Genomic DNA, 13,034 nt, shown 5'->3' on the forward strand with positions numbered 1-13,034 from the left:
AGTCCCAGGAGTCCCAGGAGTCCCAGGAGTCCCAGGAGTCCCAGCGTCATCCTGCGGCTCCAGTAAGCGCAAGCCAAGCGTGAAGCGTGCCGCCTGTTCGCCGCCATCGATCGCCTGCCGCCAGCGGCGCCAGGCGCGGTATCGCGCCTGCTGCTCGTCAGTCACCGTAAGCGGCTGCTGGCCTGGTGCCCGGTCGAAGCCGAGTGCCACCAAGCTGCCATCAATGCGTTTCTTGAAGGTCGCTGGCAACGGTGTTGGGCGCACCAACTCATCGAGCAGCACGGCGGCGCAGTGCTCGAGCAGGCTGGACGGCTCAAAGCGGATCTCGCTACCGACTGCGCAAGCTGGCGGCATGGTGGGCGATGCTTGCTCGATCAGTTGCTCATAGGCGCGCCCGGCCCATTGCCAAACTGGATGCAACTCGCCCGGTGGCGTTGTCTTGCGCCGAGGCGGCTTCGGCGGCTGGCGATACCGGAGAGCTGGCAGGTACTGGTCCTGAAGAAAGAGTTGCTTGAGCTGTTGCGTGAACCAGTGCCAAAAAAGCAGATCAGCCCCCGCGCGCAGATCGCCAAAGGCGTCATCGGTCAAGAAGCGAAGCTCACGGAATTGGCGAAGGGGCGCCTCAAGCGAGAAGGTCTCAACCTGCCAAGCCCGCAGCACGATGGCCTCCGCGGCCGCCCCGGCACCTGCCACTGCAGCTTTCGGATCAGCGAGATGAGCGCTGGTCTCCACTCCCGTCTCAGTCGCTCCAGACTCGGCCTCGGCCTCAATCCCTGCCTCAGCGCCGGCCTGACCCAGCCGGCGAGCCAATTCAGGCGAGGGAAGCGGGCCCTGCGACGCGCTGGGCAACCAAACCGGACAGGTCTGTAACGCGCGCTCGGCCGACGCCGATGGCCTCTTGAGCCCAAGCGTCTCTAGCAGGGTTGGCCAACCCGCCCGCGGTAACGCGAAGGGATGCGTTAGTTGTCCCTTGGTCGGTTCTTTGGTCGCCTGCCCTTTGTGGGCTTGCGTCTTGTGTGCAGATGCGGGCGTGCTGAGCGCGTCAGTCTCCACCCAAAGGCGAAAACAGCCACTGCGCGCAAACGCATCAGCGGGGTCGGGGTGCCAGAAGGCGTGAAGAATCTCCATTGAATACAAACGAAGCAGACGGTTAAGGCAGGAGTTGCACGAAGGCGGGCGCAGTTTGGTCGCTACCGCGTCGACCGCATTGGTTGAGCCGAATCAGCTCCCAGTATACGCTGGAGCAGACCTTAGCCGACTCGGCCCCTGGCCGTCCCTCAGCGATCACGCGCCGCTGCGGCACGCGCTTTGCGTGAAGGCGTTTGGTGAGCCCCAGCCATCATCGCGGTTCGAAGCGCGCCGCCCGCTAGGCGCGGTAGATGGCATCAGGCGCACCATGAGGAGAGATCAGGGGGAAAGATTAGAGCACTTGACAGGATGTTGCTATCCAGCACAACCCACATCAGCGTTGACGCGCCCAATCGATCGCTTCACCAATCGCCTCGGTCAATGCTGCCTCGCTCAGGTGAGCCGTTGCCGCCTTGGCCTGCTCGGCGCTCAGTTCCATGATGTGGGCGCGGACCGCCTCCTCGATGAAGCGCGACAAGTCCCCTTTCCGGCCACCTCCCCGATTAGCCAGAAACAGGCGCAAGGAGTGATTCGTATCGGCCGAGACAGCGACATTCCAGCGAACAGTGTCCATGGCATTTTCCGTTCGTAAGCGTTTGTGTGTTTATACGTCTAACCGCAAGCCTAACGTAATCGCCGTAACTTCATAGCCAAAGGCCGACTGGCAGCCTAATATTCAAGCAATCGCCACCAGGGTCGCTTCTCGCCATCACATTCCCTTGACTTGGAATCAGGCTCGCGACGAGCACCGTTCATCGCCGCGTCTTCATAGCTCAGGCATGGCTTGCCCAGTCTGTCGCGCCGCGCACCCCGAGCCTTTCCTTCGGGTCGACGGCCGCGACTACTGGCGCTGCCCGTGTTGCGCGGCGCGCTTCTTGGACCCAGGCCAACACCCCTCGCCCGCCCAGGAGTTCCGCGAATACCGACGGCATCACAACGACCCCGCCGATGCTGGCTACCGGCGTTTTCTGAGCCGACTCACCGAGCCGCTGCTGGAGCGCTTGACACCAGGATCGCAAGGGCTTGATTACGGCTGCGGCCCCGGTCCCGCGCTCGCCGAGATGCTGCGCGAACAGGGACATCAGGTCGCACTCTACGACCCCTTCTTCCAGCCCGACCTGGCGACCCTACAAGCCCGCTACGACTTCATCACCTGCACCGAGACCGCCGAGCACTTCCATCGCCCGGCCGAGGAATTCGATCGGCTCACCACCCTGCTGCGTCCCAACGGTTGGCTAGCGCTGATGACCTGTTTCCAGACCGACGACCGCCGCTTCGCCAACTGGCACTATCGGCGCGACCCGACCCATGTGGTCTTCTACCGCGAGGAAACGCTGCGCTACCTCGCCGCCGAACGCGGCCTCAGCTGCGTCATTCCGACCAAAAATATTGCGCTGATGCAACGCTGATCCCGCTCTCCCCCTTGGCCGCAAGACGAGCATCGGCAGCGATGATCCGTTGCCCGGCGCGGTCGGACACAAAGGCCAATGAACGCCGTGCTGAGTTTCAGCATACCCCCATTGCCTGTATACTTTGCGTCAATGTTGCCCCCGATGATGCTCCCCACCTCTGGAGAAGCCCCGCCGATGTAGGCCCAAAGCAACTCAGTGACCACTGAGTCCATCGGACTCAGGCCAACATCCAAATCGATGCCGTGCCTGCTGCTCCCTTCCCTGCGCTAGTGTGTCGATCGACCTGATCCTGCGCCTTGTCTCGATCGTTGAATTGGATCATTGCCCCGGATCGTTATGCCGATCCTGCGCCTGGCCTGGATCATTCGCCTTGGCGCTCCTGGGAGCCGCGCCACTCTGTCGTTTTCCCACCGCTGGCCCCGAGGTCCGCGTCAGCCCTGGAAATGCTCCCCGTATGAAATCACTCCGCAAGGACTGGCTGTCTAATATCCCCAATGACCTGCTCGCTGGCCTGGTGGTCGCGCTGGCGCTGATCCCCGAGGCCATTGCCTTCTCGATCATCGCCGGCGTCGATCCCAAGGTCGGGCTCTATGCCTCCTTCTGTATCGCTGTGGTCACCGCCTTCGTCGGTGGGCGGCCGGGGATGATCTCAGCGGCGACCGCGGCCATGGCCGTGTTGATGGTCAACCTGGTCGCCGATCATGGCCTGCAGTATCTGCTCGCGGCGACCGTGCTGACCGGTGTGCTGCAGATCCTCGCCGGCTGGCTCAAGCTCGGCAACCTGATGCGCTTCGTCTCGCGTTCGGTGATCACTGGCTTCGTCAACGCGCTCGCCATCCTGATCTTTATGGCGCAACTGCCCGAGATCACCGGCGCCCAGTTCACTTGGGAGGTCTATGGGGTCTTGGCCGCCGCGCTCGGCATCATCTACCTCTTCCCCTATCTGACCAAGGCCATTCCGTCCCCATTGGTCGCCATCGTCGCGCTGACCGCAGCCGCCATCTACTTCGGCATCGACATCCGCACCGTCGGCGACATGGGGCAGATGCCGGACACCCTACCGGTGTTCCTGATCCCGGATATCCCGCTCAACCTGGAGACCCTGCAGATCATCTTCCCGGTCTCGGCGACGCTGGCCGTGGTCGGTCTGCTCGAATCGCTGATGACCGCGACCATCGTCGATGACCTGACCGACTCCAAGAGCAACAAGAACCGCGAATGCGTCGGCCAGGGCACGGCCAATGTGGTGACCGGCTTCTTCGGCGGCATGGCCGGCTGCGCGATGATCGGTCAGACCGTCATCAACATCAAATCCGGCGGTCGCGGCCGGCTCTCGACCCTGACTGCCGGCGTCGTGCTGCTGGTGTTAGTGGTGTTCGCCAACGACTGGGTGGCGCAGATCCCGATGGCCGCGCTGGTGGCGGTGATGATCATGGTCTCGATCGGCACCTTTAACTGGGCCTCGTTCAAGAACCTGCGCGAGCATCCGCTGGATGCCAACATCGTCATGATCGCCACGGTTGCGGTGACGGTGCTCACCCATGACCTCGCCCAGGGTGTGCTGGTCGGCGTGCTGTTGTCCGGCTTCTTCTTCGCGCAGAAGGTCAGCCGCATCCTCTATATCGGCTCAACCCCGACCCGCGAGGGCCGCGAGCGTGTTTACCATGTGGTAGGCCAGGTCTTCTTCTCCTCGGCCGATCGCTTCATCGCCGCCTTTGACTACAAGGAGGTGATCGAGAAGGTCTGCATCGACGTCAGCCGCGCGCACTTCTGGGATATCACCGCGGTGACCGCGTTGGATAAGGTGGTGCTCAAGTTCCGTCGCGAGGGCACCGAGGTGGTGGTAGTCGGCCTGAACCAGGCCAGCCGCACCATGGTCGATCGCTTTGCGGTGCATGATAAGCCCGAGGCCGTCGAAAGCCTGATGGGGCACTGATCAGCGCCCCAAAGCGCCCAGTCACAATGGCCCGATTTGAGCGCTAGCGCCTGACACTCATCAGAAAGACTCATCGGAAAGAGAGATCAAGGGCGGCGACTCAGTCAGCCACTCGCTCGTCAGCGCAAGCGCACACCACCGAACAGAGTAGACGCCGATGCAACCCGAAGACCCCATGCAACCCCAAGCCAAGGTGTTGGCCTGTGTCGATCAGTCGCACTTCGCCGACTTTGTCACCGATGCCGCGGCCTGGGCGGCCCGGCAGATGGACGCGCCGCTGGAATTGCTGCACATCCTCGATCGCGAGAAGGAGGTCGCGCTCGGCAAGGACCACAGCGGCGCCATCGGTGTGAATGCGCAGCAGAATCTGCTGACCGAATTGGCCGACCGTGATGAATCGCGCAGTAAGGCCAACCGCGAGCGTGGTCGCGAGTTCCTCAATGCCTTGCGCGAGCGCGCACTCAAGCTCGGGGTTGCCGCGCCCGATGTGCGCCAGCGCTATGGAGACCTCGAAGAGACGCTGGTCGGCGCCGAAGACCAGGTGCGGCTGTTCGTGCTCGGGCGCCGTGGCGAGTCAGCCGAGACCACCCAGCGCGACCTCGGGCGCAATGTCGAGCGCATGGTCCGCTCGCTAAGCAAGCCAATTCTTGCTGTCACCGACCAATTCACCGAGCCCAAACGGGTGCTGATCGCCTTCGATGGCGGCAACATGACCCGTCGCGGCGTCGAGATGGTGGCGCGCAGCCCGCTCTTCCGTGGTCTACCGGTGCATGTACTGATGAGCGGCAAGCCGCGCCGTGACGGCGAGAAGCAGCTCGACTGGGCGCGCAACAGGCTTGAAGAGGCCGGTTTTGAGGTCACCGCGACCCTGATGCCGGGCGACACCGAGCGGGTCATCGCCCAATACGTGCAAGATCAGGCGATCGACATGCTGCTGATGGGGGCCTACGGCCACTCACCGCTGCGCAGCTTGTTCTTGGGCAGCAAGACCACCGATCTGCTGCGCTCGGCGAAGGTGCCGACACTGTTGCTGCGCTAGCGCAACAGCTCATGCTGTCCGAAGACGGATACGGAGACTCGGCCGCGTCTGCAATGGCAAGGTCTGCCGCTTGAGGCGCGAAGGCTCACTGCCGCTAGAGGCGCCGAGGCTCACTGCCGCTTGCGGCGCAAAGGCTCACTCCCGCTCGCGCAATTGTGCCTCGAGCGCCGCAATGCGTTGCTCGGCCTCATGGCGCAGCGCGGCCTCGCGAGTCGCTTTCAACTCGGCATCACGCAGCGCTCGCTCAGTCTCAAACCGGACAGCTTCAGCCTCAAGCCGAGCCTCTTCTAACTCATCGTAGGTCAGCAATAGCTGCCCCGTCTCTGCATCGGCAAAATGGAAGCCGTTGCCATCCAGGCGCAGCATGAGCCCGAGCACCTCACTCACCCCAACCAGTGTCCCCTCCGCGTCGGATCTGACGGGGATCGGCCAGTAATTCCGATCGATGAGCCGAAATCCCGCGAGCGCAGGCTTGAGGTAATCACCGGTTGGGTCGTACTGCCAATACTCGGATACCCCGAGGTAGGCGTAGAGGCCCCGCTTGTTACCTTGGTCTTCGCTGACCGTGGCACGCGAGGTGATCTCAATCACGAAGTCCGGCGCCTTGGGCTCCTCCCAGAGCTTGTAGGAGCGCCGATTGTGGCTCGGCGCCCCAAGCACGACGAGCACGTCAGGCGCCACCGCCGCGCGCGGGTTACCTTGCTCGTAGTAGAGCAGGATATTGCCCGAGACATAGACATCCTCACGCGCATGGAACCAGCGTCGTAAGGCATTCACGGCGTAGATCAGCGGCTCGCGCTGGAAATCACTCTCCGCCATGGGCCGACCATCGCTGTCTGGATAAACGACATCGGTTTCGAGCTCGGTGATCAAGGTCATGCATCTATGCTCTATGCTTGCCGTTGCATGGTCGACAGCACAAACACTAGCCGAATCACCGAAAGCGATCAATCACCTGAGACGCCTTGATCTCCCTCCACTGCTTCATCCCTCAACCACTGAAACCACCGATGACTGACAACCTGCAGATCCTAACCGCCACCGGCGCCGAGCTCGAGCGCCATATTCCGGCACTGGCCGAGCTCCGGATTACTGTCTTTCGCGAGTATCCATACCTCTACGACGGCGATGCCGCCTATGAGGCGCGCTACCTCGAGACCTACCGCCAAGCCCGCGGCAGCGTCGTGGCCATCGTGCTCGACGGCGAGCGCGTGGTTGGCGCCTCCACCGCGCTGCCGATGGCCGAAGAGACCGACGAGGTGAAGGCGCCTTTCCTCGCCCATGGCTATGATCCCGAGCGCATTTTCTATCTCGGTGAATCGGTGCTGCTCCCGGCCTATCGCGGACGCGGTCTCGGCGTGCGCTTCTTCGAGGAGCGCGAGCGTCATGCGCAGAGGCTCTGCGCCGAGCAGGGATACGCCTTCGACTGGTATGCCTTCTGCGCCGTCGAGCGCGACCCGGCCGACCCGCGCCAACCACCGGGCTATATGCCACTAAACCACTTCTGGGAAAGGCGTGGCTATCAACGCCATCCAGAACTGAGCACGCGCTTCAGCTGGAGAGAGCTTGGCGAGGCCGAGGAATCTGAAAAACCGATGCTGTTTTGGCTCAAATCGACTCGTCCTTCGGACAGCACAGCCTCCGTTAGGGCTCCAGAGCACCCTGTTCAAGATTCTTGATCATCTGCACGGTCGACGATCCATCCCTGTGCTAATGTCGTTAATAGGTGCACGCACTTGCCTAACGGACATGGCGCCTCGCCACCCCGGACGATGAAGCGCTTGTTTCAGGGCAACCCAATGCATCGCTGATGCTGAGCTGTCGATCTTTGGCACCCTGTTGGCAGGAGGCGGTCATGACTTTGGATCGTTTCGCGTTCGAGCAATCCCCTGATCCTATCTTTCGGATCAATGCCAATGGTGACATCCTCGACGTCAACCTGGCCGCCTGCCAAGGACTCGGCTACGCGCGTGATGAGCTGCTCGGCTGCAGGGTTTGGGAGATCAACCCAGCGTGGTCGAGCGAGCACTGGGATGGCATCTGGCAGAGCCTGAGCCAGCAGCCGCTTGGATACCTTATCGCCACGCTGAGCCACCGTGATGGGACTGCGCTTGCGTTCGAGCTCCAGACTCGCCCGCTACCACTCACCCAGGGTACCGAGGCCATCCTCTACGCCCATGAGCGCATCCCCCAAGAGGATGACTTCGGCGAGCTGCAACGCTTGCGCGAACTGCTCAATGTTGCTGAATCGATCTCGCAGATCGGGCATTGGCGACTCAATGTTGAGACAGGCCGACCACAATGGTCGAAACAGGTCTTCGCGATCTTCCGGCGCGATCCGACGCTCGGCGAGCCGAGCTTCGATGAGCATGAGCGCTATGTCAGCAGCGACGACTGGCCAAGACTGCGCGAAGCCGTGCGCAACTGCAGCGAGCAAGGAATCCCCTACGCCATCACGCTCGACATTCGACGCGATGATGGCAGCACAGGCACCGCCCGCGTTTACGGATCGGCATTACCAAAGCAGGATTCAGACAGCGCTGATCTGGTGGGCTTTGTCCTCGACATCAGTGAGCAGGCCGAGATCGAAAAGCACCTCATCAGGACCCAACAACGCCTGGATATTGCCCTGGATGCGAGCGGGACCGGCGTCTACTGGGCCAACATCAAGACCGGTGAAGCCGGCGCGGATGCCAGATACCTTGCCATGCTTGGCTATGCACCTGATGAGATCGTACCCACGATCGACTGGTGGCGGGCCCAACTACACCCGGACGATGCCGTCGCCACGCTAGACGCACTTGAACGCGCGATCTGCGGTGACCAGGATGGCTTTCAGGGCGAATACCGGATGCGCCATCGCAACGGCCATTGGACCTGGATCGAGGATCATGGCCGCATCTGCGAGCGCGACCCATCAGGGCGTGGTCAACTCTCGATCGGCGTGCATCTCGACATCTCGCAGCGCAAGCGTGCTGAGCGCAAGCTCAACTATCGCGCCAACCATGATCGACTGACCAGCCTGCTCAATCGCTACAGCTTCTGGTGCGCGCTTCGACGCGTCCATGCGCAAAGCCAGCGCAGCCAGCAACCTTATTGCATCGCGATGCTGGATCTCGACCTGTTCAAGGCCATCAACGATACCTATGGGCACAGCGTCGGGGACGCAGTCCTCAAAGGATTCGCAAAACAGTTACGCCAATCGGTGCGCGAGGCGGATTGGACCGCGCGCTGGGGCGGCGAGGAGTTCATCGTGCTGATGCCGGAGACCCGCTGGGCGCAGGCGCAAAGCTCAATGGAGCGGTTTCGCATCGAGCTCGCCGCCACCGAGCTTGGCACAAGCAGCCAGCCGCTCAAGATCACCTTGAGTATTGGCATCGCCGAGTCCAACGGCCAGGATGACACCCCCGACATGATCATCACACGCGCCGACAATGCCCTCTACCAAGCAAAACGCCAAGGCCGCAATCGGGTCTGCTATGTCGAGATGGGCAGGCCGCCTGACCACCAAAGCACTGAGCCAGCGGTGCCCCCAAGCCAGCCTCCAAGCCAACTTCGCCAACAGGATCAGGACTGGCCGATACACCAAAGCTGATGCCGTTCTTGCCCTAGCGTTGGTCGATTGCGAGGATTGCCGGACAATCTCGACCCCAATAGCGCCAGATTTGACAGACACCGCCTACTGCCGCTCGCCCTTCGGACGGCGCATCGTCAGCGCGGCAATGACCACGGCCAAGGTCACCAGCGCGACGATGATAGTCGCCAGCGCATTGATCTGCGGCGAGACGCCCATGCGCACGCTGGCATAGATCAGCATCGGCAAGGTGGTCGCACCCGGGCCGGAGACGAAGCTGGCGATGACCAGATCATCCAACGAGAGCGTGAACGCCAGCAGCCAGCCGGCCAACAACGCCGGCGCGATCAGCGGCAGCGTAATGCTCAGATAGACCCGTAATGGCCGCGCGCCCAAGTCCATCGCCGCCTCTTCCAGCGAGCGGTCCATACGCGCCAGCCTTGCACGCACGATCACCGCCACATAGGCCATGCTGAAGGTGATATGGGCGATGGTGATGGTGGTGAAGCCACGCCCCGGTGGCCAGCCCAGCGCCTGCTGCATGGCGACGAACAGCAACAACAGCGACAGGCCGATGATCACATCCGGCATCACCAACGGCGCGGTTAGCAGCAGCTCGAAGCCGGTGCGACCGCGAAAGCGGCCATGGCGCACCAGCGCATTCGCCGCCAAGGTGCCCAAGACCACCGCGATGCTAGCATTCACTGCAGCGATGCGCACGCTGAGCCAGGCCGCATCGAGCAATTGCTGATTGCGCAGCAGTTCGCCGTACCACTTGGTCGAGAACCCAGCCCAGACCGTGACCAGCCGCGATTCATTGAACGAGTACAGGATCAGCAGCAGCACCGGCACGTACAAAAACGCGTAACCGAAGGCGAGCACCGTGAACAGCGGCCAGCGCCGTCCGATGGCGGAGCCCCAGCCAGAGCGGCTGCCCGGACCGCTCGCGGTTTCCTTCATGGCCGCTCATCCTCCAGCCGACGCCCCCAGCGTTCCTCGAGTCGCTGCAGCATGACGAAGGGCACCACCAGTAACCCCAGCAGCACGATCGCCAAGGCCGAGGCCAGCGGCCAATCCTTGTTGTTGAAGAACTCGGTCCAGAGCATCTTGCCGACCATCAGACTCTGCGGGCCACCGAGCAGGTCGGGGATCACGAACTCGCCCACCGCCGGGATGAAGACCAGCATGCTGCCGGCGACGATCCCCGGCAATGAGAGCGGCAGCGTCACCGCCAAGAAGGCGCGCCAAGGCCGGCAGCCCAGGTCCGCCGCGGCCTCGAGCAGGCTGAAATCCAGCCGGGTCAGATTCGCGTACAAGGGCAGGATCATAAACGGCAGATAGGAATAGACGATGCCGATATAGACCGCCAGCGGGGTATGCAGGATCTGCAGCGGCTGCTCGATCAGGCCCAGCGAGAGCAGGAAGTTGTTCAGCAGGCCATTGCTGCGCAAGATGCCCATCCAGGCATAGACGCGGATCAGGAACGAGGTCCAGAACGGCAGCACGATCAGCATCAGCAGCAGCACCCGCCAGCGCTCGGGCGCGGTCGCGATCGCATAGGCCATCGGATAGCCAAGCAGCAGGCAGAGCAGCGTGCAGACCAGCGCGATCCAGAGTGAGCTGAGCAGCGCGGCCAGATACAGGTCATCCTCGGCCAGCAGCAGATAGCTCTGCAGGTTAAGGCGGATGGTCAGCACGCCCTCCTCGACCCATTCCCAGAGCGCCGTATAGGGCGGCTGAGCCAATGCGGGCTCGGCCAGACTAATGCCAAGCACGATCACAAAGGGCAGCAGAAAGAATAGCCCGAGCCAGAGATAAGGCAGGCCGATGTTAACCGCAGGGCTGAGTCGCCAGGGTCGGCCAGTTAGGGATCGCAGCAAGGGCATCCGGAGCTTGGGAGCATCATGATTGAGGCATCAATACCGCAATCTTAACCCTCCGCGCCTGAGTCCGCCTTGCTTCTAAATCAGCGACCTCCGAACAGATCCTTCAAGGCCTGCACCGTCGTCTGCCGGCCTAGCTCGCCAATCGCGGTGGTCAGCGGGATCTCCTTCGGACACACCCGCACGCAGTTCTGGGCATTGCCGCAGTCGCTAAGGCCACCATCGGCCATGATCGCATGCAGGCGTTCGGCCTTGTCGTGACGGCCGGTTGGATGCGCGTTCATCAACCGCACCTGTGCCAGGGATGCTGGACCAACGAAGGCCTGATCCGGCCCAAACTGCGGACAGGCGGCCAGACAGCAGCCACAGCTCATGCAGCGACTGTAGAGATAATTGGCCGCCCAGTCCTGCGGCGAGATCCGCGGTGCGCGCTCGTGGTTGTCCCAGGCCCCATCGATCCGTATCCAAGCCTTGACCCGCTTGAGCTGTGCAAACAGTTGCGCGCGATCGACCATCAGGTCACGCACCACCGGGAACTTGGGCAGCGGCTCGAGCCGGATCGGTGTCTCAAGGTCCGCGATCAGCGCCGAGCAGGCCGGACGCGGAACGCCATTGATCAGCATCGCGCAAGCGCCGCAGACCTCCTCCATGCAGTTGTGCTCGAAGGCGACCGGGTCGACGGGCTCACCGCTGGCCGTCACGCAGTGCTCGCGCAGATCCATCAGCAGCGAGACGATGTTAGCGCCTGGACGCGCCTCGAGCCTGAACGACTGCCAATAAGGCGCAGAGGTTGGACCATCTTGCCGGCGGATGCGCAGCTCGACGGTTCTACTGCCCGCGTCGGCGCGATCCGGTGTCCTGCTCGCCCCGGTCTCTCGCCCGTGGTCTGGGGTTGCCTTAGCCGCCGCTGCGAACCGCTCATTGTTCCGCGCAGCATGCAATCGCTTCTGAGCTTGCATCAGCGGTAATCCCTCGGTTGGTCGGGCGCTAACAGCCCGAGGTCGACCGGCTCGAACCCAATACGCGGCCCGTCCGGCTGATACTCAGCGACGGTGGTCTTCAGCCACTCGGTATTGTTGGCCTTCCAACGCTCGCGATAGGTCTCGAACTCCGGATCGCCAGGGAACTTGCCCGCGGGGATGGCGAGATCGAACGCCGGCTTGAAATGGGCGCCGCGACATTCATCCCGCGCGCGGGCACTCGCGGCCATCACCTGCGCCAGACGCACCATATCCAGCACCTGGCGCGCATGAGCTAAGCTCTGATTCGCCCAGCGGCTCGACTCGCCCAGCGCCAGCCGCTCGAAGCGCTGCTCGAGTTCCCGCAGCCCCGACAGCGCAGCGTCAAGCTCGGCGTTATCGCGCACCACGCCAACCTTGGTGGTCATCAGATTCCCCAGCTCGCGATGCAAGCGGAATGGGTTTTGATCGCCGCTCGCGTCCGTCAGACGCTGATTGATCGCGCGCTGACGCGCCGCCTCGGCGGCGAACAAGGCGGTCGGTGTGGCATCGGCCCCCCGCTCGAGCCCGCTCAGATAGCTCGCCACCGCCTCGCCGGCGACACGCCCGGAATACGAGGCCGAGAGCAATGAATTGGCGCCCAGGCGGTTGGCGCCATGATAGGCATAGTCACACTCACCACAGGCATAGAGCCCCGGAATACTGGTCGCATGATTGCGCGGACTGCCTGGCTTCATACCGCCAGTCGCCGCGTCTTTCTCGTAGTCGACCCAGAGGCCACCCATCGCATAATGCGCCGCCGGAAAGATCTCCATCGGCGCATCGAGCGGATCAACGCCCGCGAACTTGCGATAGATCGAGAGGATGGCGCCGAGGCGCGTAGAGACGAACCCGCGATCCAGATGCGTCAGGTCCAGATAGACCCGGTCCCTGCTCTCGCCAGCACCAGCACCAGCACCAGCATCGGCACCAGCACCAGCACCAGCACCAGCACCAGCACCAGCACCAGCACCAGCACCAGCACCAGCACCAGCACCAGCACCAGCACCAGCATCCGCACTGGACGCGCCAGCCGGCGAGCCACTGCGGGCTGCGGTGGCGGG

The 13,034-nt window shown here is 62.9% G+C and carries 12 protein-coding genes and 1 pseudogene; 5 read left to right on the forward strand and 8 right to left on the reverse strand.

The window, feature by feature from the left end:
• A pseudogene (locus VBE63_RS19940) lies at window positions 1-1,128 on the reverse strand (hypothetical protein); the annotation flags it as partial.
• A gap of 334 nt (window positions 1,129-1,462) precedes the next feature.
• Window positions 1,463-1,702, reverse strand: a complete 240-nt coding sequence (locus VBE63_RS19945; RefSeq protein ID WP_323684771.1) for a ribbon-helix-helix domain-containing protein — start codon at window positions 1,700-1,702, stop codon at window positions 1,463-1,465.
• 205 nt (window positions 1,703-1,907) lie between these two features.
• Here VBE63_RS19945 and VBE63_RS19950 point away from each other — a divergent pair, with 205 nt between their 5' ends.
• From VBE63_RS19950 to VBE63_RS19960, 3 genes are all read left to right on the forward strand, one after another.
• Window positions 1,908-2,537 (forward strand): class I SAM-dependent methyltransferase, encoded by a 630-nt coding sequence (locus tag VBE63_RS19950; RefSeq protein WP_323684772.1) that lies wholly within the window; start codon window positions 1,908-1,910, stop codon window positions 2,535-2,537.
• Window positions 2,538-2,994: 457 nt separating this feature from the next.
• Window positions 2,995-4,476, forward strand: a complete 1,482-nt coding sequence (locus VBE63_RS19955) for a SulP family inorganic anion transporter (protein ID WP_323684773.1) — start codon at window positions 2,995-2,997, stop codon at window positions 4,474-4,476.
• A 175-nt stretch (window positions 4,477-4,651) separates the two neighbouring features.
• Window positions 4,652-5,515, forward strand: coding sequence for a universal stress protein (locus VBE63_RS19960; protein WP_323684780.1), 864 nt, complete (start codon window positions 4,652-4,654; stop codon window positions 5,513-5,515).
• Between the two features lie 135 nt (window positions 5,516-5,650).
• Here VBE63_RS19960 and VBE63_RS19965 read toward each other — a convergent pair whose 3' ends face one another.
• Window positions 5,651-6,394, reverse strand: a complete 744-nt coding sequence (locus tag VBE63_RS19965; RefSeq protein WP_323684774.1) for a Uma2 family endonuclease — start codon at window positions 6,392-6,394, stop codon at window positions 5,651-5,653.
• A gap of 131 nt (window positions 6,395-6,525) precedes the next feature.
• Here VBE63_RS19965 and VBE63_RS19970 point away from each other — a divergent pair, with 131 nt between their 5' ends.
• A complete protein-coding gene (locus VBE63_RS19970; protein ID WP_323684775.1) occupies window positions 6,526-7,194 on the forward strand; it encodes a GNAT family N-acetyltransferase in 669 nt (222 codons plus the stop codon).
• Window positions 7,195-7,370: 176 nt separating this feature from the next.
• Window positions 7,371-9,110, forward strand: coding sequence for a diguanylate cyclase (locus VBE63_RS19975; RefSeq protein ID WP_323684776.1), 1,740 nt, complete (start codon window positions 7,371-7,373; stop codon window positions 9,108-9,110).
• Window positions 9,111-9,194: 84 nt separating this feature from the next.
• On the opposite strand, the gene VBE63_RS19980 is transcribed toward VBE63_RS19975, so the two are convergent.
• The 5 genes from VBE63_RS19980 to VBE63_RS20000 all read right to left on the reverse strand — a co-directional run.
• A complete protein-coding gene (locus tag VBE63_RS19980) occupies window positions 9,195-10,049 on the reverse strand; it encodes an ABC transporter permease subunit (protein ID WP_323684777.1) in 855 nt (284 codons plus the stop codon).
• Window positions 10,046-10,969, reverse strand: coding sequence for an ABC transporter permease subunit (locus VBE63_RS19985; protein ID WP_323684778.1), 924 nt, complete (start codon window positions 10,967-10,969; stop codon window positions 10,046-10,048). The genes VBE63_RS19980 and VBE63_RS19985 overlap by 4 nt, the downstream gene beginning before the upstream one ends.
• 86 nt (window positions 10,970-11,055) lie before the next feature.
• Window positions 11,056-11,931 (reverse strand): succinate dehydrogenase iron-sulfur subunit, encoded by an 876-nt coding sequence (sdhB, locus tag VBE63_RS19990; RefSeq protein ID WP_323684779.1) that lies wholly within the window; start codon window positions 11,929-11,931, stop codon window positions 11,056-11,058.
• A complete protein-coding gene (locus VBE63_RS19995; protein ID WP_323684781.1) occupies window positions 11,931-12,848 on the reverse strand; it encodes an FAD-binding protein in 918 nt (305 codons plus the stop codon). The genes sdhB and VBE63_RS19995 overlap by 1 nt, the downstream gene beginning before the upstream one ends.
• A partial coding sequence (locus tag VBE63_RS20000; protein WP_323684782.1) for a hypothetical protein occupies window positions 12,839-13,034 on the reverse strand: 196 nt, incomplete at its 5' end. The genes VBE63_RS20000 and VBE63_RS19995, both read right to left, overlap by 10 nt.

Origin of the sequence: Lamprobacter sp., from assembly GCF_034860625.1 — a bacterium.
In the GTDB taxonomy this organism is placed as follows: Bacteria; Pseudomonadota; Gammaproteobacteria; order Chromatiales; family Chromatiaceae; genus Lamprobacter.

Bases quoted from the DNA above. Each gene is read 5' to 3' on its own strand.
- VBE63_RS19980 (WP_323684777.1), bottom strand. From the start codon at position 10,049: ATGAAGGAAACCGCGAGCGGTCCGGGCAGCCGCTCTGGCTGGGGCTCC.
- VBE63_RS19955 (WP_323684773.1), top strand. From the start codon at position 2,995: ATGAAATCACTCCGCAAGGACTGGCTGTCTAATATCCCCAATGACCTG.
- VBE63_RS19950 (WP_323684772.1), top strand. From the start codon at position 1,908: ATGGCTTGCCCAGTCTGTCGCGCCGCGCACCCCGAGCCTTTCCTTCGG.
- VBE63_RS19945 (WP_323684771.1), bottom strand. From the start codon at position 1,702: ATGGACACTGTTCGCTGGAATGTCGCTGTCTCGGCCGATACGAATCAC.
- VBE63_RS19970 (WP_323684775.1), top strand. From the start codon at position 6,526: ATGACTGACAACCTGCAGATCCTAACCGCCACCGGCGCCGAGCTCGAG.
- sdhB (WP_323684779.1), bottom strand. From the start codon at position 11,931: ATGCAAGCTCAGAAGCGATTGCATGCTGCGCGGAACAATGAGCGGTTC.
- VBE63_RS19965 (WP_323684774.1), bottom strand. From the start codon at position 6,394: ATGACCTTGATCACCGAGCTCGAAACCGATGTCGTTTATCCAGACAGC.
- VBE63_RS19960 (WP_323684780.1), top strand. From the start codon at position 4,652: ATGCAACCCCAAGCCAAGGTGTTGGCCTGTGTCGATCAGTCGCACTTC.
- VBE63_RS19975 (WP_323684776.1), top strand. From the start codon at position 7,371: ATGACTTTGGATCGTTTCGCGTTCGAGCAATCCCCTGATCCTATCTTT.